This is a genomic window from Sulfurospirillum diekertiae, assembly GCF_002162315.1.
GTDB lineage: Bacteria > Campylobacterota > Campylobacteria > Campylobacterales > Sulfurospirillaceae > Sulfurospirillum.
Genome location: NZ_CP021416.1, coordinates 1,049,737 through 1,070,958 on the forward strand (window position 1 = coordinate 1,049,737; position 21,222 = coordinate 1,070,958).

At 37.0% G+C, this 21,222-nt stretch carries 18 protein-coding genes and 1 pseudogene; 14 read left to right on the top strand and 5 right to left on the bottom strand.

Annotated features, from left to right (window positions below):
- Positions 1-18: 18 nt before the first annotated feature.
- The 10 genes and pseudogenes from Sdiek1_RS05335 (at position 19) to Sdiek1_RS05380 (ending at position 11,429) form a co-directional block, all read left to right on the top strand.
- Positions 19-2,712: a cytochrome c biogenesis protein CcsA gene (locus Sdiek1_RS05335; protein WP_087438238.1), complete on the top strand. Its 2,694-nt coding sequence runs from the start codon at positions 19-21 to the stop codon at positions 2,710-2,712.
- Between the two features lie 127 nt (positions 2,713-2,839).
- Positions 2,840-3,679, top strand: a complete 840-nt coding sequence (locus Sdiek1_RS05340) for an SEL1-like repeat protein (RefSeq protein ID WP_087438239.1) — start codon at positions 2,840-2,842, stop codon at positions 3,677-3,679.
- Positions 3,680-3,701: 22 nt separating this feature from the next.
- A complete protein-coding gene (locus Sdiek1_RS05345) occupies positions 3,702-4,562 on the top strand; it encodes a nitrous oxide reductase accessory protein NosL (RefSeq protein ID WP_238099170.1) in 861 nt (286 codons plus the stop codon).
- Positions 4,559-4,747: a hypothetical protein gene (locus tag Sdiek1_RS05350; protein WP_087438240.1), complete on the top strand. Its 189-nt coding sequence runs from the start codon at positions 4,559-4,561 to the stop codon at positions 4,745-4,747. Before Sdiek1_RS05345 ends, Sdiek1_RS05350 begins: the two co-directional genes overlap by 4 nt.
- On the top strand, positions 4,737-5,849 hold the full coding sequence (locus tag Sdiek1_RS05355) for an ABC transporter permease (RefSeq protein ID WP_087438241.1): 1,113 nt from the start codon (positions 4,737-4,739) through the stop codon (positions 5,847-5,849). Before Sdiek1_RS05350 ends, Sdiek1_RS05355 begins: the two co-directional genes overlap by 11 nt.
- Positions 5,846-6,523 (top strand): ABC transporter ATP-binding protein, encoded by a 678-nt coding sequence (locus tag Sdiek1_RS05360; protein WP_087438242.1) that lies wholly within the window; start codon positions 5,846-5,848, stop codon positions 6,521-6,523. Before Sdiek1_RS05355 ends, Sdiek1_RS05360 begins: the two co-directional genes overlap by 4 nt.
- A pseudogene (locus Sdiek1_RS05365) lies at positions 6,520-7,474 on the top strand (hypothetical protein). The gene Sdiek1_RS05360 and the pseudogene Sdiek1_RS05365 overlap by 4 nt, the downstream one beginning before the upstream one ends.
- A complete protein-coding gene (locus Sdiek1_RS05370; RefSeq protein ID WP_087438243.1) occupies positions 7,471-7,980 on the top strand; it encodes a hypothetical protein in 510 nt (169 codons plus the stop codon). The pseudogene Sdiek1_RS05365 and the gene Sdiek1_RS05370 overlap by 4 nt, the downstream one beginning before the upstream one ends.
- Before the next feature lie 173 nt (positions 7,981-8,153).
- A complete protein-coding gene (locus Sdiek1_RS05375) occupies positions 8,154-8,984 on the top strand; it encodes a PhnD/SsuA/transferrin family substrate-binding protein (RefSeq protein WP_087438244.1) in 831 nt (276 codons plus the stop codon).
- Positions 8,985-8,990: 6 nt separating this feature from the next.
- Entirely contained in the window at positions 8,991-11,429 is a 2,439-nt protein-coding gene (locus tag Sdiek1_RS05380; protein ID WP_087438245.1) for an EAL domain-containing protein, read from the top strand.
- 28 nt (positions 11,430-11,457) lie between these two features.
- Here Sdiek1_RS05380 and Sdiek1_RS05385 read toward each other — a convergent pair whose 3' ends face one another.
- The 3 genes from Sdiek1_RS05385 to Sdiek1_RS05395 form a co-directional block, all read right to left on the bottom strand.
- Entirely contained in the window at positions 11,458-12,273 is an 816-nt protein-coding gene (locus Sdiek1_RS05385; protein WP_087438246.1) for a putative bifunctional diguanylate cyclase/phosphodiesterase, read from the bottom strand.
- Positions 12,264-13,115, bottom strand: a complete 852-nt coding sequence (locus Sdiek1_RS05390; protein WP_087438247.1) for a GGDEF domain-containing protein — start codon at positions 13,113-13,115, stop codon at positions 12,264-12,266. The genes Sdiek1_RS05385 and Sdiek1_RS05390 overlap by 10 nt, the downstream gene beginning before the upstream one ends.
- A 64-nt stretch (positions 13,116-13,179) precedes the next feature.
- Positions 13,180-14,781, bottom strand: coding sequence for a methyl-accepting chemotaxis protein (locus Sdiek1_RS05395; RefSeq protein WP_087438248.1), 1,602 nt, complete (start codon positions 14,779-14,781; stop codon positions 13,180-13,182).
- Positions 14,782-15,038: 257 nt separating this feature from the next.
- Here Sdiek1_RS05395 and Sdiek1_RS05400 point away from each other — a divergent pair, with 257 nt between their 5' ends.
- From Sdiek1_RS05400 to Sdiek1_RS05410, 3 genes are all read left to right on the top strand, one after another.
- Complete coding sequence (locus tag Sdiek1_RS05400; RefSeq protein ID WP_087438249.1) at positions 15,039-15,782, top strand: response regulator transcription factor; 744 nt, start codon at positions 15,039-15,041, stop codon at positions 15,780-15,782.
- A gap of 6 nt (positions 15,783-15,788) precedes the next feature.
- Entirely contained in the window at positions 15,789-16,481 is a 693-nt protein-coding gene (locus tag Sdiek1_RS05405) for a 7TMR-DISMED2 domain-containing protein (RefSeq protein ID WP_087438250.1), read from the top strand.
- Positions 16,478-17,692 carry a sensor histidine kinase gene (locus Sdiek1_RS05410; protein ID WP_238099174.1) on the top strand — a complete coding sequence of 405 codons (1,215 nt, stop codon included), beginning with the start codon at positions 16,478-16,480 and terminating at the stop codon, positions 17,690-17,692. Before Sdiek1_RS05405 ends, Sdiek1_RS05410 begins: the two co-directional genes overlap by 4 nt.
- A gap of 56 nt (positions 17,693-17,748) precedes the next feature.
- Here the strand turns inward: Sdiek1_RS05410 and Sdiek1_RS05415 are convergent, their stop codons facing one another.
- Both Sdiek1_RS05415 and Sdiek1_RS05420 read right to left on the bottom strand, forming a co-directional pair.
- Positions 17,749-18,420, bottom strand: coding sequence for a response regulator (locus Sdiek1_RS05415; protein WP_087438252.1), 672 nt, complete (start codon positions 18,418-18,420; stop codon positions 17,749-17,751).
- Positions 18,413-19,132 carry a sensor histidine kinase gene (locus tag Sdiek1_RS05420; RefSeq protein WP_161491996.1) on the bottom strand — a complete coding sequence of 240 codons (720 nt, stop codon included), beginning with the start codon at positions 19,130-19,132 and terminating at the stop codon, positions 18,413-18,415. Before Sdiek1_RS05420 ends, Sdiek1_RS05415 begins: the two co-directional genes overlap by 8 nt.
- Positions 19,133-19,806: 674 nt before the next feature.
- On the opposite strand from Sdiek1_RS05420, the gene Sdiek1_RS05430 reads away from it, so the two are divergent.
- The gene (locus tag Sdiek1_RS05430; RefSeq protein ID WP_161491997.1) at positions 19,807-21,213 is read left to right on the top strand and encodes a TolC family outer membrane protein; all 1,407 of its coding nucleotides are present in this window, start codon (positions 19,807-19,809) and stop codon (positions 21,211-21,213) included.
- Positions 21,214-21,222 lie beyond the last annotated feature (9 nt).

Sequence of the window (21,222 nt, forward strand, 5' to 3'; positions counted from 1 at the left end):
TAATTTTAAAGGTTTAGCATGAAGTTCATATCCATTTTAGGGAAACTCTTTTTTTCGTACAAGTTTATCCTCTTCATGTTATTTCTCTTAGGTTTGGGTGCGGGTGTTGCGACGTTTGTTGAGAGTGCTTACGACACCCAAACCGCCAAAGTGTTAGTCTATGATGCTTTCTGGTATGAAGCGGTGATGCTTTTATTGACACTTGCCCTTATAGGGATTATCTACAAAAATAAAATGTGGAAAAAGCCGGGTGCTTTTATTTTGCATCTTGCATTCATCGCCATTCTCATAGGTGCGGGATTGACGCGTTACATGGGATATGAGGGCATTATTCACATCAGAGAGGGACTCAGTGAAAATGAGATGCTCAGTGTTAAAGCCTACTTACAAATTAAGACCGAAAAAGAATCATTTGAATATCCGCTAGCCTTAGCACAAATGGGCAATAACAGCTTTTCCTATCGTGAAATAATCGATGGGAAACCTTTACATGTAAACTATAAAAGCTATCATGCAGGCGCCAAAGGTGAACTTGGTACGCTCTTGGTGGAAGTCACCTATGATAATAAAACAAAAACAGCCAAGATAGAAGGTGGTGCAGGGTGGATTGAACCTCCAATACTGCTTCATTTTGATAATGTTGAAATAGCGCTCGCTTGGGGTTCAAAAGTCGTTGAACTTCCTTTTACTCTCAAGCTGGTTGATTTTCAATTAGAGCGATATGCCGGTTCTCAAAGTCCTTCTTCGTATGCTAGTGAAATTGAAGTACAAGACAAAGCAGAAGAGCGCACCTTGCCATACCGTATTTTTATGAACCATCCTTTACACTATAAAGGGTATACCTTTTTTCAATCTTCCTACGATACCGACGAAAAAGGAACGATTTTGGAAGTCAATAAAGACCCTGGCAAATGGCCAACTTATTTTGGGTATTTGCTGCTTTGTATAGGATTTATCGGTAATTTTTTTACCAAAGGGAGCCGATTTTTAAAATTGCGTTCATTCCTTCAAAAAAGTGCTTTAGCACTTTTCTTACCGCTTCTGCTCTGTTCATCTACTTTTTTAAAAGCAGATACCACCGATTCCCTTGAGCAGTTTCGCAAAAACTCGCGTGATCATGCTAATGGAGCGTTTAGTGCTTTATTGGTGCAAGATTATATGGGGCGCATTAAGCCTATTAGCACTGAAGCGGTTGAAATTGTCAATAAAATAGCGGGCAAAAGCTTTCTTTTTGGACTTACACCTGAGCAGGTGATTCTAGGGATGAGCTCAAACGCCGTTCTTTGGCAAGAACTCCCTATCATCAAACTCTCCAATGCAAACATTAAAAAAGCGCTCAATCTACCTCCTGAAACAGAGTATGTAAGTTTTGCTTCTATGTTCGATACAGAAGGCTACTATAAACTGGCAAAACAGGTGGCGAGTGCCAATCAAAAAACGCAAAAAAGACGGGATACCTTTGATACCGATGTCATTAAATTTGATGAAAAACTCAATGTCGCTTATCTTACTTTAAAAGGTGTCTTTTTTAAATTTATTCCGATTCCAAATGATCCTGCGCATAAATGGATCGCTCCGAATGACGCTTTTGACAATCCTATGATTAGTAGTGATGTTAAAAGCATGCTTAATGACTACTTTGTAGCGCTTCAAGACGGTGTGACAAATAACCACTGGGAGAGTGCCAACATAGCACTTGCGAAGCTCAAAGAAAATCAACGCACAACCAGCGGTGATATTTTGCCAAGCGATACACGCGTACAGGCTGAAGTGCTTTACAACCATATGGGGCTGTTTCAAAAACTTGTTGGATTTTACTTTGTGCTTGGCATCGGCGCATTCATTTTAGCGGTCTTTTCTATCTTTACATGTAAAAGTTATCCAAAGCTTGAAAAGGGTGTTTTATACTTCTTTATGGCGGGATTTATCGTACATACATTAGGGTTAGCATTGAGATGGTATATCTCAGGACATGCCCCATGGAGTGACTCGTACGAGTCGATGGTTTACATCGGTTGGTCAGCAAGTTTCGCAGGTGTGATGGTCTTTCGCAAATCCATTCTCTCCCTCTCCGCGGCTGCCATACTTGCTGCCATCGTGATGCTGGTCGCACACATGAGTTTTGTCAATCCACAAATCACCAATCTTGTTCCTGTTTTAAAATCGTACTGGCTGACGATTCATGTCTCTGTTATTACCGCCAGTTATGGCTTTTTGGGTATGGGTGCACTGCTTGGTTTAATGGCTTTAGTGTTGATGCTCTTTAAAAATAAGAAAAATGCGTTACGCATTAATGAGCAGATCAGGCATATCGCTGCAATCAATGAAATCAGCCTTATCATCGGGCTTTCCATGCTAACGGTTGGAAACTTCTTTGGGGGTATTTGGGCGAATGAGTCATGGGGACGTTACTGGGGTTGGGATCCTAAAGAGACATGGGCATTTGTTTCTATCATTGTGTATGCCATAATCGTGCATCTTCGTTTTATTCCAAAATTGAACTCCATCTATGTCTTTTCCATCGCGTCACTTTTGGGTTATACTTCCATCATTATGACCTATTTTGGGGTGAATTTTTATCTGACAGGTATGCACTCGTATGCCGCAACGGGTGAAAGTCCTGATGTTCCAAGTTTTGTTTATTATACGTTGATCATTCTTCTGAGTCTTTGTGCGTTGGCGTATAAAGGTAGAGATGTGAAAACCGTTTAAGCACCAAAGGTGCGTGTGGGCTCACTGCCGAAGTGAACCCAGTGTTAACGTAGCTTGTAGCGCTTTGCTTTAAAAGCGTGTTTAGAGTTCTGCAAGAACTCTAGGTTTAATTAAAAAAGGAAGAAAAATGAAAAAAGAGCTACTGATCTTAATAGCTTGTGCCGTGATGGCGCAAGCAGGTTTTATCAAAGAGGGTATGGAAGCAAAAGAGAGTGGCGACCATCAAAAATTGGTCGAGATTTACGACAAAGCGTGCAATGAAGGCAAAGCTTCAGGGTGTTATAACCTTGCGGTACTTTATGCAGAAGGTACTGGCAATGTCACGAAAGATTTTACAAAAGCGGTTAAACTCTATGAAAAAGCGTGCGATGGCAACTTTGCATCCGCTTGTTATAACCTAGCGCTATTATATGCGGGTGGCACAGACGGTGTAAAGCAAGACTTTACAAAAGCAAGTGAACTGTATGAAAAATCATGCGCTGAAAATGAAGGATGTACCAATTTAGGACTCTTGTATGCCAATGGTGCAGGTGTCAAACAAAGCTATGCTAAAGCGGCAGAACTTTACACAAAAGCGTGTAAGAATGAAGATTTGATGGGATGCAATAACCTAGGCTTCCTGTATGCTGGTGGAAAAGGTGTGACACAAGATTATAAGAAAGCAAGTGAATACTACCAAAAAACCTGTGATGGCAATGTGGCGGTAGGATGCGATAATCTAGGGCTTTTATACGCTGCAGGAAAAGGGGTTGCACAAGATTATAAAAAATCAAGTGAATTATACGAAAAAGCTTGCAAGAGCGGTTATGATCAAGGCTGTAATAATCTTGGCATTTTATACGCAGAAGGTAAAGGTGTAAGTGTGGATAACGCAAAAGCTAAAGAGCTTTTTAAAGGCACATGCGACAAAGGATTGCAAGTCGGTTGTGAAAATGCTCAACTCTTAGAAAAAATAACCAAAAAATAAGTTTACATGTAAGGAAAAGCAGATGATGTTACGGGCGGTTTTAATTTTATTTTTTTTACTCAATATTTCTTATGCACAGATGTTTCAAACCGTTCCTGAAGCCAATGCAACCCTTATCCAATCTGGAAACGATAAATATTCATGTCCGAATTGTGGGATGCATTTGGTCAAGTTTTACAAAACCAGTCATACGCATGCAAACCATCAGTATTGCTCGATCCATTGCCTTTATGAAGCAACCCAAGGGATCATTCCTGAAGATGCTAAAGTAGTCGATACGATCACGTTAGAGCTCATTGATGTCAAAAAAGCGTTCTATGTTGTAGGAAGTAAGGTACGAGGCACGATGACACGCACGAGCAGTTACGCCTTTGGAAGCGAAAAAGATGCGCAGACGTTTGCTACGGACAATGGCGGTCAAATCATGAATTTTGAACAAACGTATGCGGTTGCAGCCGAAGATTTTCCTAAAGATTTTGCCAAACCAACGTCTTCAAAACTAGCTCCAAGTGCTAAAATCGAAGTACCACAAGATGCCAAATGCCCTGTATGCGGGATGTTTGTTGCCAAATACCCTCAATGGGTTGCGATGATTGCGGGTGAAAAAGCGTTCTATTTTGATGGTGTCAAAGATATGATGAAGTTCTATTTTGCACAAAAAATTGCTTCGGATAAACTCTTTGTGAGTGATTATTATAAGCTCTTAAAACTCGAAGCCACCAAAGCGTTTTACGTGAAAGGCTCCAATGTGTATGGACCGATGGGCAGTGAACTCATCCCGTTTGCGACCCAAGAAGAAGCACTCAGTTTTGCGCGTGATCATGACGGTCAAAAAGTGCTCACTTTTGAAGAAATCACCGAAATGATGGTCAAAAACCTATGAAATTTTTAGCGATGCTTGCCGCCTCTTTTTCCATCCTCTATCTGGTTTTGGTGGTCCATGCATTGCGTTATCCCAGCCAACAAAAAGCCGAAGAGCTCACCGCACTTTCGTTACATGTAAAAGACACCAAGCCCTCTTTGAGCTTTCCAACACCTGCGTATCAAAGGTTTGTGTATGCCCAGTAAAAATTTTATAGAGTATGCGATTTTACTGCTCTTTAAAGACCGAAATGACCATCTTTTTAGTTTTTTGATTTTCTCTTTTATTGTCTTTATCCTAAGTTCAGTGCTTTTTATCTCTGACTCGTTGCAATACGATCTGATTCAAAGCATCAAGTCGCATCCTCAGATTGTGGTTGAAAATATGAGAGCGGGACGCGCGTATGAGATGCACGATGGCTATGTCTATGATATAACACAGATTACGGGTGTGAGCAACGTCGAAGGTGCTGTGGATGGTTACTATTATTTTGCTCAAAAACGGGTTTGGTTTCATGTCATTGGCGACGCTCATTTAGCCAAAGATGAGATGGTGATAGGTCAAGGCGTGCAAAAAGAGATGGCAGAGCTTTACTACAAAGATGTGTTTCATTTTCTCAATGAAGAGCGCATGATCGCCGTCAAAATCGATAAAATTGCCCCCAAAGGTACGAACATCATCTCCAACGATGCAATTTACTTAAACCCCAACACCGCACGTGCCGTTTTAGGCATGGAGATGGATGAATACTCAAAGCTCTATGTCACCGTTCCAAACCCGAATGAGGTGAGCGAAATCGCACTTAAAATTGTGCAGCTTTACCCTAGTGTCAAAGCCACTTCGCAAGCCGATGCCATCGGTGCTGTACGCCATTTGTACTATTACAAAGGGGGCATTTTCATGATTCTTTACGTGATTGCGATGGTTTCGTTTTTCATTCTGCTTAAAAATCAGGTCGGGTTAGTCTATGGCGAAAAGAAAAAAGAGATTGCGATTTTACGCAGCCTTGGTTTTTGTATCAAAGACATTATTACGCTCAAATTTATTCAAAATGCAGTGGTTTCGATCAGTGCCTATCTTTTGGGAGTTGCTGGGGCATATATCTACGTTTTTATGGCAAATGCGCCTTATCTGCGCAACATCTTTCTTGGAAGTGAGCTTGAAAACAGCGTCTCACTCACCCCAGTGGTCGACATCAATCTGCTCTTTTTAATCTTCCTTTTTGGCGTGATTCCATTTTTGGCCTTTGTCATTTTACCTGCCTGGAAAATCGCCATCAGCGACATGAGTGAGGCGGTGAAATCATGAGTAAAATTCTGATTCAAAACTTGCACAAGCTTTATAACCCCAATAAACCCAATGCCTTTTACGCGCTGAAAAATATTCACTTAAACATCGACGATGGGGAAATCATGATCTTAAAAGGGGTCAGTGGCAGTGGGAAAAGTACGCTGCTTTCATTGATAGGTGGGCTTAGTAAGCCAAGCGAAGGAGAGATTTTGGTCAATGAGCAAAATATTGCCAAACTGCCCGACATCATGAGTTCAGCTTTCCGTCACCAAGAGATAGGTTTCATCTTTCAGTCGTTCAATCTTTTAGAGGGGCTTAGTGTTTACCAGAACATTTTAGCGCCCTTGTCACTCACGATTCTGAGCAAAGAGGCGATCCACGAAAACGTAAGTCGAGCGATGCAACTTGCTAATATTGAGCACAAAAAAGATCAAAACGTGGGCAGTCTGAGCGGTGGGGAGAGACAGCGTTGTGCAATTGCTAGAGCTGTTGTTATGGCGCCTCAGATCATCTTAGCCGATGAGCCAACCGCCAATTTAGACAAAGAAAATTCACTGATGTTCATTGAGATTTTGAAAAAATTTAAAGCACTTCATAAAACAGTCATCATTGCCACACACGATAGTTTGTTTGATGACCTAGATTGCATCGACAGATGCGTGCATATGCGCGATGGTGAGCTTCTGGAATGAGTATCTTTTTATCCAATGAGATCATCGTTTTTTTTACTGATCGAGCTGATCCTCATTGTGTTAATGGCGATTTCACAAGTGAACATCGTGACTATTGTGCGTCATTGGGATTTTAACGCGACCACACCGTTGCAGTATGCGCTTGAGAAAAAAAACTATTTGGTTAACACGATTCTCTATTTTACCGTTACATGTAAAGTGATTTTGTTTCTCTTTTTTATCCAATCGCTCAATGCGCTTGCTGGCATTGTGCCAGGCGCCATGTGCTCAGCGGGTGTTGTGGGCTCAAACCATTATGGCAATGCGCTTTTGCTGTTAAAATTACTGCTGATTTTTGGTTTTGGACTCTGGTTGATTGTCAATAAACTGGATCTCGCTTCCATTACCTTTCCGTATCTAAAACGCAAATACATTCTGTTTACACTGCTGTTTGTCGGTGTTTTGGGTGAATTTGTACTGGAAATTCTCTACTTTTCCAATATTCCTTTAACCGTGCCTGTCTTTTGTTGTTCGGTGGTCTTTCAAGCGCCCAGACTGCCTTTTGGGTATACGCAAACACTTTTAGTGCTTTTCTTTTACCTTCTCTTTGGCACGATTTTACTTCTAAACTACCTCAAACAGACGATGGCAAGCTTTACATGTAATCTTCTGTTTTTGTTTATCGCATACTATGCTATCACCTATTTTTTTGGACTTTACATCTACGAAATGCCCAATCACAAATGCCCGTACTGCATGCTTCAAAAGGAGTATTATTACATCGGGTATCTGATTTGGGGTTCACTCTTTTTGGGGATTTTCTTTGGGATTATGCCATTTTTAATTGAGCGAATTACTCAAAAATCGTATGTATATCTGCTCAAATACTCTTCCATCTGTCTTCTCATCACTGCTATCGTGTGTAGTTTTTACGTGGTGCGTTATTACCTCATGACGGGGGTACTGCTATGATGAAATCTACCTTTGCCACCTTGTTACTCTTAGGGGTGGTCGCACTACTCATTTTCACGATGGACATTAGCGATACGCGTGTCTTGGTACGACATGGCAATACGCAAAAAGAGCCGTTGGAAATTGTGTTGGATCAGTACCTTTGCTCAGAGAGTAGGCTGCCTATTAAAGAGCTGTTCAACTCCGCCCAAGCGGTTTTACCCAATGGCGACACCTATTTTTTTAATGACATTGGCAATGTTCTTCTCTGGTTGGAGCGCCAAAAAAATCAAGAAAAAATTGTCGTGTGGGTTTATGCCCAAGATACCAATCGCTACGTTTTAGCGAAAAATGCGTGGTATTCACGCGTGGAAATCACCCCAATGGGATACGGATTTGGAGCCTATGAATACCGCCTTTACGGGCAATCAGATTACTATTTCAAAGAGGTGCAACTCTTCGCACTTCGCGGTGAAACCTTGCTCAATCCTTTCATTAATGAACTTCTGACAAACAATAAAATCTAACACCATTCACTTTACATGTAAAGCTGTTTTTGGATGGATACACCTTCATGATTGCTTTCAAAATTTTATGTTACGGAACTAAACTACATATGAGATACATGTAATTAACTTGTGACATTTTAAGGCTTTATAGGATAAAATCTATACAATAAATTCTATAGATTGGTTTTAGTATGTCCTTTATTCGTATTTGTTTGATTCTTTTAGTAACATTTAGTTTTGGTCTGGCTCAAGATTTGAGTCATGTACCTCTTCGTATTGGTATTGCACCTCACTCATCTCCAAGGATTATCTTTGAATCTCATCAAGATTTAAAACTCTTTTTAGAAGCGTATTTTCAGAGACCTGTTCAAATTATGACAGCCAAAAGTTTTAGTGAGTTTTCTAAAAAATGCAATCAAGGTGAGTCGTATGATATGATTTTGACATCTCCTAATTTAGCACTTTTAGCGCAAAGACTCGCTTCTTATATACCTTTGATGACCTATACTAAAGGGCTTGAAACGATTATTTTAAGTCGTTCTCAGGATGTCCTTACCAAAGCACCAAAACCTTTAAGAGTCGCAGGACAAGATCCTGTCTCTTTTGCAACACTTTGTGCAGAAGAGTGGCTTGAGAGTCAAGGTTTACGTGAAGGTCGTGATTTAAACTATGTTTATTATATTAGTGCCTCTGATAGCTTAGCAACAATTTTGGTCAAAGGTGAAGTCGATTTGGCGATTATGTCTTTGCCTAATTATTTAAAGCTCAGTGATGAACTTCGAGCGCATGTTACGATTTTGTACCATAGCTCTGCACGACCAAGTAGAATTTTTCTAGCAAAAGAGTCTAATGGTGTCAGCGTAGAAGAGTGGGGCAATGCATTGAGGGCATTTTCGAAGAGTCCTGAGGGTTTAAAACATTTGGAAACGACAAAGTTAGAGGCATTTCAAATGCTCACTCCTGATGCATTAGAAGATTTAAACAGTATTGCCAACAAAACATTAAAGAGATTGGGTCAATAAAGACGCATGAAGTTATCTCTCTCTTGGAAATGGCTGATTGCAAGCTTGTGTATTGAAAGTCTTATGCTTTCGGTATTGGTCTATAGGAATGTTCAACAGTTAAGTGAAAGTTTATTGGTGCAAACCAGTATGCGATTGGAAACGCAAAAAACACTTTTGCAAAGCGCTCTAATAGCCCCTTGGCTACAGATGGACTATGCCACCATACAGTCTGTTTTAGAAGAATCTCAACAGGTTCAAAGTATCAATTACCTTGTCGCATTGAATACGCAATCTCAGCCTATTGCAAGTGTTGGTTGGCCTTTAGAGAAGGAGCTTCCACCTGTCAATAATAACCCTTTTGGTCAAAGTTCTCTCCTCAATGAGCGTTATGATACGAGTATTGACATTGTCGTATCAGGTCAAAAATTGGGTTCGGTTCGTATTGGATTATCAACACTTTTCTATACGCAGGCACGATACTCGATGATTTTCAAAAGTATTGTCATTGCTCTCATCGAAATCTTTTTCTCTGCACTGTTACTCATTACTCTCAATCGATGGATTATTCGCAATTTAACAAAGTTAACGCAAAGTGCCAATGCCATCGCACAAGGTGATTACAGCAAAAGATTAGAACTGAGTGGAGACCAAGAGACAGCAACGCTTGCATGTGCCTTTAATGCAATGGCAAATACGATACAAGAGAGGATTCGCTCCCTCGAAGAAGTGCATCAGGAAGAAAAAAAGCTTTCTGATAAATTAGAGCGCATTGCACACTATGATACGTTAACCAATCTTCCAAATCGCGTCTTATTAGCCGATAGATTGCATCAAGCGATGGCTCAATCAAACCGCCATAATCGCTCTTTGGCTATTATTTATCTTGATCTTGACGGGTTTAAAAGTATTAACGATACCTACGGTCATCATATAGGCGATATTCTTCTCGTGACGCTTGCTGGGCGCATGGAGCAAATTTTGCGCGAAGGGGATACCTTATCGCGTATTGGTGGTGATGAGTTTGTGATCGTTCTCAACGATATAAAAGAAGTCAAACTATGTGAACTCATTTTGGAGCGCTTATTACATGTCACGAATATGCCTGTTATCATTAATGATATTTCCGTGCAAGTTTCGTCTAGCATTGGAGTAACCTTTTACCCTCAAGATGGTGCAAGTGCCGATCAGTTAATGCGCCATGCCGATCAAGCGATGTATTTAGCAAAGCAGTCTGGTAAAAATAGTTATCGTTTTTTTGATTTAGATCAAAATGTCTCTTTGCAGGCACAACGCGATTATTTCTTGGAAGTGGCCAATGCGCTTGCACATAAAGAATTTGTGCTCTATTATCAGCCAAAAGTGAATATGAAAACAGGAGAAATCATAGGTGCTGAAGCACTCATAAGATGGGAACATCCACAAAAAGGTTTGGTGATGCCACTCTCGTTTTTGCCATTTTTAGAAAATCATTCCCTGAGTATTGAAATAGGAGAATGGGTGATTCACTCTGCATTATCGCAAATAGGCCAATGGCAAAAAATAGGGTTCAATCTTCCAGTCAGCATTAATATCAATGCGTATCAACTGCAACAAAATGATTTTATGGTGCGTTTTAAAGCGATACTCGAAGCGCATAGCGATGTTGATCCTAGCCTCTTAGAAGTCGAAATTTTAGAAACGAGTGCTGTTGAAGACATCGTTCATGTCTCTGCCATTATGCAAAGTTGCCATGCTTTAGGAGTACATTTTGCATTGGACGACTTTGGGACAGGCTATTCTTCATTAACATATTTAAAACGTTTACCTGCAAAAACGCTCAAAATTGATCAAAGCTTTATTCATGATATGCTTGATGATCCTGATGATCTTGCCATTATTGAAGGGGTACTCGGTTTAGCAAGAGCCTTTCGAAAAAATGTTATTGCTGAAGGTGTTGAATCGGTTGATCATGGTCTTTGTCTTTTAGCGTTAGGATGTGAGTTTGCTCAAGGATACGGAATCGCAGAGCCAATGCCTCCTCAAGAATTTTTGTTTTGGGTAGAGGCATGGAAACCAGATGCCCGTTGGATGGCTTGGCAAAATCGTGTACCAAATTCAGACTCTATGCAATGGTTGTTTGCAGCAGTAGAACACAATGCGTGGGTTAAATCTCTCAAAAATTATATTCAAGAAGGCTACGGGAATCCTCCTCTTCTCAATGAGCATTTATGTCGTTTTGGTTTATGGTTTGATCGTGAAATACGAGGAACGTGCAAGGAAGAATTGTGGTTCAAAAAAATCGACTCTTTGCATCACAGACTCCATACCTTAGGCACAAAATTGGTAAATACTGTTTTGGCTCAAAAAGAACATGCTATAACGTTGCATACCATGTCTCAGATCAATCGGATGAATAAGACGATGATAGCACTGTTGTACGAGCGAATCTATAGCGAAGAAAAAGTTAAAGAAAGGGTAGAATAAAAAAAGAAGCTTTAACAATCAATTCCCATTAGAGCAGTGCTTCTTCTGAGGGTTTACTAAAAAAATAACCTTGGAAGTAGCAACATCCCATATTGTGTAACATTTCATATTGCTCTTTCGTCTCCACGCCTTCTGCCACAACATCAAGTCCAAAGTATTTACCTATGCTTAGCATCGTTTTTACTAAAACAACATCCGCTTGATCTGTTGTTATATCTCTAATAAATGTTTTGTCTATTTTTAATTCATGGATGGGTAATCTTTTTAAATACGCTAAAGAAGAGTACCCTGTTCCAAAATCATCAATGGACAATGAAATACCAAGTTTAGTCAAAGCATGTATTTTTCGCAATGAATTTTTTAAATCTTTGATTAATAGGCTTTCAGTTAATTCAAAACGAATTTTACGAGGGTTACAACATGTTTTATTCACTAAATTTTGAACAATAGTTATAAAATCATCTTTTTCGAACTGCTTTATACTGATATTAACAGAGAGTTGCCAATGACATTTTCTAGGATCTTTCTCCCATATTTTTAATTGTTTAAAAGTTTCCTCCAATATCCATTTTCCGAGCGGAATAATACATCCACTTTCTTCAGCAAGCGGTATGAATTTATCAGGTGCAATATAACCATGGATTGGATCAATCCAACGAATTAAAGCTTCAGCACCCATCGTATATATTTCGCCCGTTTCATTATGCTTCGCCCACTGTTTTTGATAATAAATGGTCATTTGTTTGTATTGGATAGCATCGTTTAGCCATTCAAGTAGTTGAGCTTGCTCTTCACGTTTTTTGTTGGAGTAAAGGACTAAAAAAATGTATTGTGTTACGACCAATTTTTTTTAGCTTCATGGAGTGCTCCATCAGCATATTGAATGATCGTATCAGGTAGATATTCTTCGCCTATAAAAGGAACAACTCCGATACTTGCAGACAGAAGGAAAGATTGATCTTCCACAACAATAGGCTTTTTAATAGTATCCAATATTTTTCTTGATAAAGTGTTCACCTCTTCTTTTGCTTTGTCATAAACGCAAGCGTGTGTATGATAAACAATAGCAAACTCATCACCGTTTAAATGTTCTACCGATAATGTATTGACAACGGAAGATATTTTTTTGGCAATATCTCGCAAGATTTGATCTCCAAAACTATACCCTTTAACATGATTGACAGCTTTAAAATTATCGATATCAAGGAGAAGTAAAGCTCCATAGGCGTTTGTTTGATGGCTGTAGCGAATAGTCTGACGTAGCATTTCGTGTAAAAATAAAAAACGATTTGGAAATTGTGCTAAAAAATAGTTTTTTAATGGGACACGGAACTCTGCTTGTTTTTGAATAATAAATAAAAATAAAGTATGGTGGTTTCTATAAATGATTTTAGGATAGATAATGATGGGTATGCTATGACCCAATTTTGATTGGATGGATGTGGCATATTGTACTGTGTCTTTTTGAAAAATAGGCTCACAGTGTGTAATAAGAGAAAAAGGGCTTTGTGCTGCAAAGTCTTCTTGAGAATAGCCTGTAAATTCGCATACTTTATCACTAATACTGATACTTTCTTTGAACGAATCACACAAGATAATGCCATCTCGGAATACTTCTGGTATCAAATTACATGTAGAAACAATGGAATCCATAGTTTCATTAAGTGAGTGATCTAAACTTGACATGCTATCAACCTTTTATAATGAACTGCAGAGCATATGTTTCACATATGCTCCGACACATAAGAATTTAAACTGTTTTGAATTCTGAGAGTGTTAAGCTAAGCCCCTCAGACAATTTTGCTAAATGTTCAGCGGCTGAAGCGACTTCCTCAACGCTTCTGGCATTTGTATTTGAAAGTTGGCTCACATTTTGGATACGTTTAATGACTTCAGATGTTTTGATTCTTCCCATTTTGGTGTCTTCAACTGTCTGTACTGCCATCACTTGGGCTTCATTCATATTTAAGACAGTTCTTCGCATCAGTGCTTGTGTCACCTCAGCGCGCTCACCTAATGCTTGGATTTGTTTTGCACTTACCTTCATCATTTCAGCAGCAGAATTGACGGATTGGACAATAACAGCAACAGTTGCATTACTTTCAATAAGGCTTTTTTGTGTTCTCTCAGCAAGTTTACGCACTTCATCTGCAACCACAGCAAATCCACGACCGTGTTCGCCTGCTCTGGCTGCTTCAATGGCAGCATTCAGTGCTAAGAGGTTAGTTTGTTCGGCAATATCGGCAATAACAGATAAGACTTGCTTGACTTGTTCAACATCTTGATCTAGCTGCACTAGTTTTGTAGATAAATCGGTTTGATTGATCACTACTTCTTGTAGATCGGTTGAGACGGTTAAAACCTCTTCGGCAGCTCCATTAAGTTCTGTTGCGACTTTAGAGATTAACATACCAGATTGATTTGAGCTTTCTTCGCTTTTTTGCAAAATCTCAGCGACCACTTCAGTTGCTTTGGTTGTGACTTCAACTTCTTTGGCTGCATCTTCGATTCGAATTCCTATTTGCATTGAGGTGCTAGATAGCTCTTCTGATACAGCAGCATTTTCTATGGCCGTTTTTTTAGCATCATCAAGAGCCTTTGCAAGTTGAGAAAGCAGCTGATTCATAACCGTTGTAATTTGTGCTATTTCATCATTACTACCTGTTTGAATGACATAATGCAAATCCTTATGTTCCGATATAAATTGACATCCAACAATAGCTTTATGAATGGCATTACGAATCGAGCGATTGATAAAGAGAAAAATAGCTATCGCTATAATAAAAATCACTCCAGCGAGCAATAAACCTGTCATTTTTGCTTTTTCAAGCATTGAAAATTCGTATGCTTCTAAGGCTTCGGTGAGTGTATTTACCAATTCACCTATTTTATTATAATGTTCCGTTGCTAAGATATTAAGTTCTGCTAACTTTTTTCCATCTGTTGATTGTTTGAACTCTGCTGTTTGAATTGATTCTTTGTATTTTTGCAATATTTCAAAACGATTTTTACTAGTTGTATGATAAGCATCTATTTTTTGAGAGGCTTGTTCAAGTAACTTTTTACTTTCATCACTTTTTAGCTCTTGTCGGATGTCTTCAATTTGTTCAGAAATTGATTTATGGGTTGCAAAGTAGCTTTCTAAAAATTTTTGATCAAAATAGAGTTGATAACCTCTTGTGTGAACACCTAATTGCGAGCTCAAGGTTCTGATTTCTCCGATGTGTTTTATCTGAGTTGCAGCATTTTTTGCATCATTGGTATTGGATGCTAGTAAATACCCTAGCGCGACAATAGCTAGAATAAAAACAAGGAGTAAAAACAGTAATTTTGCACGAATGGTTTGTAACATAAGAATCCTTTAGTAATGAGATATGTATTTGTAAATGACTTATGCAAAAGGTTGTATTAGTCTAACCATAAAAAATTGGCTAGAACTAACTGTAATTTAGAAAATTTATAATTTCTATCTTACATGTAAAATGGCTTTTGATGGTCATTTATATACTCTTATAATTTGACTTTAATGTGACCGTGGTATGCTATAATTAAAATCATCCTACGTATAATTTCAATACCATATTTCATTTATCTCTTTAAGGATTAAAATTGGATAGCAGCCTTTTAGTGTTAAAAAATAAACGTATTTTATTTGCTGAAGATGATTTAACAACGAGAATACAACTTACCAATACTCTTAAAATGTTGTTTGGTAAGGTCTACTGTGCAAAAGATGGAGAAGAGGCTTATAATCTTTATGAAGACGAACAACCAGATATTATTTTAACAGATGTTCAAATGCCTAAAAAAGATGGTATCAAGTTAACACGACAAATTCGCCAGATAGATTACACGCTTCCTATTGTTATACTGACAAGTTTTGATGACAGAAATTTACTTCTAAGCGCGGCTAATTTAGCCATTGATGGGTATCTTATAAAACCTATTGAATTTACAGTATTGGTCAAAACACTATCACAAGCCCTCAAAAGAACACAAAAAGAGAATCTCATTAGGTTGAATGAAAGTTTAGTGTTCAATTACGATACAAAAGAGTTTTACCATCACAATAAGCTAAAAGTATTAGGGAGTAAAGAGTTAGAGTTGATTGAATTTCTTTTAAAAAATCCGTACAAAATAGTTTCAAAAGAGATCCTTGAAGCCAAGCTTTGGAATTATGAAGTACAGTGTGCTTCTGCTGTCAAAAACCTTGTTTTAAGAATACGTAAGAAGTTGGGGAATAATGTCATTGTCTCCATGAAAGGGATTGGTTATCGTCTTAATATTGATAATGCATTTATGAAAAAATATCAAGGAGGTAGGGATCTAACATCACTATTAACTCTAGGATAAAATAAAGTGAAATATTTTATTTTGATCTGTGCTTTTTTTTCTTCTTTTTCTTTTGCCGTTGAATCGCTCCAAATCTCTTCATTGCATGATTCGTTAGTATTGCTTGAACCGGTTAAAGTATTTAAAGACTCTAATCATCTAAATGAAAATCAAGTTTTGGCACTATATCATGAGAATAAATTTGATAACTTACCTTTACATGTAAAAAGTTTTGGCGCGAGCAATGCGACGTATTGGATTGCACTCAAGCTTCAAAACAATGAAGAAATTGAACATTTTCTTGAATTTAAATACGATCAGTTGACCTATATTGACTGTTTCGTCTTTAGGAAGGAAGAGCGAATACATTCCTCCAGTAATGGGAATGCTATTCGAATGGAAGATCGCGAAATAGAACATTTTTTTGTTCGATTTTCACTTTCGCGATCGGATGAACCCTTGATCTATCTTTTTAAAATTACCTCGAAAAGACCTATGATTATTGCTATGCATATAGGTACAAAATCAGAGCTAGATTATGAAAAATTAATATCCATTGTATCTGTAGCACTCTTTTCAGGTGGGTTGTTTTTGCTACTCATCACTAATCTCATGCTCTACTTGGTATTCAAAATTAAAGAATATTTATATTATGGGATTTATTTAGCATACTTTTGGATTTTTTATTATGTACATCCATCATTACACNTTTTTTTATGACACAGGAGTTTTTATGGATCAATGATTTTATAAAAATAATCAGTGTACAAGGATTTCATATTACCTTTTTACTTTTTACAATTTCTTTTTTAAATCTCAAATCTCTGCCTTCATTATTCATCAAATTGATATATTTATTCTACATTATTTCTTTCATAGCATTTTTGTTTCTTGGGCTCAGAAATTCATTTCAAAGTATTGCTTATATAGCAGGAATATTGATTCCTCTGTTTTGGGTATTTATAGGTTTTATAGCTTTGCATCGGAACGTTATATTTGCAAAATTATATCTTATTGGGCTATTTGGATTTTATATTGGTGTGCTGCTTTTTTGGTTGATGCAGCTAGGTCTTATTGATGTCCCAAGTCTAGGTAAAAATGTTCTTTTATTAGGCAGTACATGGGAAATGATTATTTTTACATGTATGTTAATTTTCAAAACAAAACTAATGAAAGCAGAAAATCTTGTCATGAAGGCTCATCTGCTAGCGGTCGAAAAGGAACGTATGTGTCAATCGCGTTATGCTTCTATTGGAAGGACAATTGGTAATATTGCCCATCAATGGAAGCAACCTTTAAATGCACTTGGTACCATATTAACGCATATGAAATGTAGTTTTATTGTCGAGCAAAAAGTGAAAAAAAAAGAGTTAGTTCAAGATGTTGATATGAGTTTTGAAATAGTGCAACATCTTTCTGAAACCATTAATACATTTTATAGTTTTCTCTTGAAGCCGTATGCGCATACAAATAAATTTTCTGTTGAAGAAGAATTAAAATCAATCAAGAAAATTCTAGATTACGCATTTAAAAACGATGGGATACAAATGAGCTTTTATATTAGTTCAGATGCTTATATTGAAGGAAATTCAAATGAATTTGCTCAGTGTATTTTAAATATCTTATTTAATGCAAAAGATCAATTTTATGGTTTAGTACAGGAAAATGCACATATTGATGTTTATATTGATACAGCGGAAGAAATGTGTCATATTTCTATTCAAGATAATGCTGGAGGCATTACTATTTATCCTATTGAACGTATCTTTGAGTTTAATGTTTCTTCAAAAGAAGAGAGTGCGGGCATAGGATTATTTATTTGTAAAGATATTATTGAAAGCCGCTTTAACGGAAAGATACGAGCAGAGAATAAAGAGGGTGGTGCTTGTTTTATCATTACGCTACCTATTATGTATCCAAAATTAGATTGATCGCAATTTCTTGACCAGCTTTATTTTAGATACCAAGAAAAAAAGAACGCAAAAAACTATTTATAGTCAATTTTTATTTGATAGCCAATGCCATTAATGTTTTCAAAAAAATCAGCTTCACAGATTTCTCTGATTCGATAAATCACCATTTGAAGTTTTTTGAGATTGATCTCATCGTGCCAAAGGGTCATATAGAGTTGTTCGTAGCTTACACAACTATTTTTATGATCACAAAGTGTCTGAATGAGTTTTAATGCATTGGACCCAAGTTTGATGATTTCACCACTTTTATACAATAAATTTGTTTCGTGGTTAAAATAAAATCCCCCTACAATTTTACTGATTTTAGTTCCATTGAGATGATTTTGTTTGGCATTTAAGAGTGAAATAATTGCGACAATTTCTCTTTCATTGTAAGGTTTGATAATGTAACCATCCGCTTTTGCATCCATAGCATAGCTTATCATCTCGTCATCGGCATAGGCTGTTGTAAAAACTATGGAACAGTTACTAATATTTCGAATATCAATAGCGACTTCACAACCACTTTTGGGACCTTTAATCATGATGTCCATTAAAATTAAATGAGGATTGTATTTGCGTATACTCTCTAAAGCATCTAAGCCATTATCAACAATATCAACAACACTCCAACCCTTTTTCTCCAAAATCATTTTAAGATATTCAGCCGCTATTAATTCATCTTCAACAATCAATATTCTATACATGTGCGTTTCTCTTATATATTATTTTGTAGCATAATCCATGGTTATGAGAGATTTTTAGAGTTCCTTTTAATTGTTTAACATTTAAATCGACTAGTTTTAGACCAAAATTTTGCGTATCTTTTTGATTATATCCTCGTCCATTGTCAAAATATGTTAATAAAATATTGTTTTTGTGGCTGTTTAAAACAATAATTATTTTTGGATTTTTGATATCTTTAAACGCATATTTAATACTGTTGGTGACCAATTCATTGACAATTAAGCCTATAGGAATAACTTCATTCAGCGAAAGCTCTATTTCTTGAGATTTAAAGACGATTTTGACACGGTCACTAATGGTACTTTGGATATTTAAATATAATTTTTCTATAAAGCGCTTGGCATTCACTTTTTCAAGATCATTCGAAACATACAGCATTGAATGAACCATCGCCATAGCATCGATTCTATTTTTACTTGCTTGAATAGCATTCTTAGTCTTTTCATCTTCTTTTTCTGCTTGGATAGCAAGGATAGAAGAGACCAGATTTAAATTATTTTTAACTCTATGATGTATCTCATTGTAGAGTAAATCTTTTTTATAATTTGAGTTAATAAGTCTTTTATAGGCATCAATACGAGTGGTTTCATAATAAATGGCAAAGACAAAGACAATAGCTAATATAGATAAAAAATTTGAAATAGCCTCATTATTATATAAAAAAGCACTCATACTAAAAAGCGTCTTGATAATAAACATGATAAAAAAAGAGTAACAGCGTTAAAATAAGTAAAAATATGCCGCTAAAGATCAGTCCCCTTTTCCAACTAAAAAGGGAAAAAATACTCAATATAAAAGGGAATATAAACCCAGGTGTATAATCATCAAAATGAAAAATAAAGACGACTGCAATCATTTCTATGGAGAGTACGATTAATATAGAATACGAGGCAAGATCATATTTGCCTTTTCTATAAAAGATAAAAAAGGATAAAGCTACGAGCACAAACATCGTTATTGTCAATGGGATGATTTGGTAATTCTGATAGTAGGTATCCAAAATGGTATGGGTAAGGAAGACAAAAAAGCATACGGCATGAATAACCAATATAATTTTTTTTCTTCTTTCCTCTGTGGCTTTTTTGATTTCGGCGCTAAATGGTAAATTTGATGCTTTCATAATTTAAATTTAGCAAGTTTTAACTTAAATCATACACAGTAAAGAATTTATAATATAATGTGACCAGAATGTGGTTTTTCCTTTATATAATTATTTGAAGAAAGCATATATTTTAGGATTGTATGCTTTAAATGTACTTCAAAGTGCATGCCTAAAAGCCTGTTTGATATATAGCTATTCAGTATATCAATAATGTTGTACAAAAAATAATGTAATGGAGGTTGACATGTTAGGTAGTTCAAAAAAGAGACTGGTTCGTCTTATAGTGATCCCTTTTTGTTTTGCAGGAGCGAGTACGCTCAATGCTTTGACGCTTCAAGAAGGTCTTGATGAAGTTCTTGCAACGCATCCAGTTGTTCAAGAGAGGTTGCATAATTATCAATCAACCCTTGAAGATCTTCGTGTGACGGAGTCACAATATCTTCCATCACTTGATTATGCAGGGGATTTTTCGAGAGCAAAGACAAATAGCCCTTCTACAAACTTTCAAAGTGTTTCACTCTCAAGTTACGAGCATTCATTGCAATTAACTCAAAATCTTTTCAATGGATTTGGTACGCTTTATGAAGCAGATTATCAAAAAGCACGTATTTTGGCAGCAGCAAATAATTACATTGAAAATGCCAATGATGTCGCCTTGAGCTTTATTACTCAGTATATTGCTGTTCTTAAAGCACGAGATACACTTGCGATTGCAAAAGAAAGTGTTTCTTTCCATGAAGAAGTTTTGCATAAAGTCAAAAAATTATTTGACTCAGGTTCAACAACACGTTCAGAATTTGAAAAGATAGACACTTCTTTATCATTAGCACAGTCTAACTATATCGTTGCTCAAAACAACCTTGAAGATGCACAGTTTAACTTTGAGCGTGTATTGGGTCGTTATGTAAAAGCAGATGAGTTAGAAAAAGTCTCTTTCTCCGGAACACTTCCTGCTAGCGAAGATGAAATGAAAGAGTTTGCACGCCAATATAACCCATCAGTTTTAGTAAGTCATTATAATATTAAAGCAGCAGAAGCACAACGTCAAGCAGCTTATAAAAATTACTACCCAAAAATTGATGCATACGCTCGTAAAAGCTGGGCAGATGATATCAGCGGAATAGATGGAAAAGATGACAGAAGTGCCGTAGGCATCAAAATTTCTTATAATCTTTACCGCGGTGGCGCAGATGAAGCTCAAATTGCTAAAAGCATGACACAAATTTCACGTGAGCAAGATAACAAACGTGATGTCATCCGTAAACTTGATGAGCAAGGAAGACTTTCATGGAGTGCTAAAACTTACATTACACAACAACTTGATTATCTTGTAAAATATTCTAAAACCAGTGCAAAAACTCTTGAACTTTATCAACAAGAGTATGACTTAGGCCGCAGAACATTGCTAGATCTTTTAGTCGCGCAAAATGACTATGTTTCTGCTCGTACACAAGTTATCAAGGCTCAAAATGATTTACTCTTTTCAAATTATCGTATTTTAGATGCAATGGGCACTATGGTACAAAATGTTCTTGGTTCAAAAGCCCTAGATTATACAAAACGTGTCAGGCTAGATGTTGTGGATGGCAAATTAGATCATGACAGTAATCTTGGTACACTTCTTTTTGAAAAGCGTGACACAAACGAATAAAAGGTTATT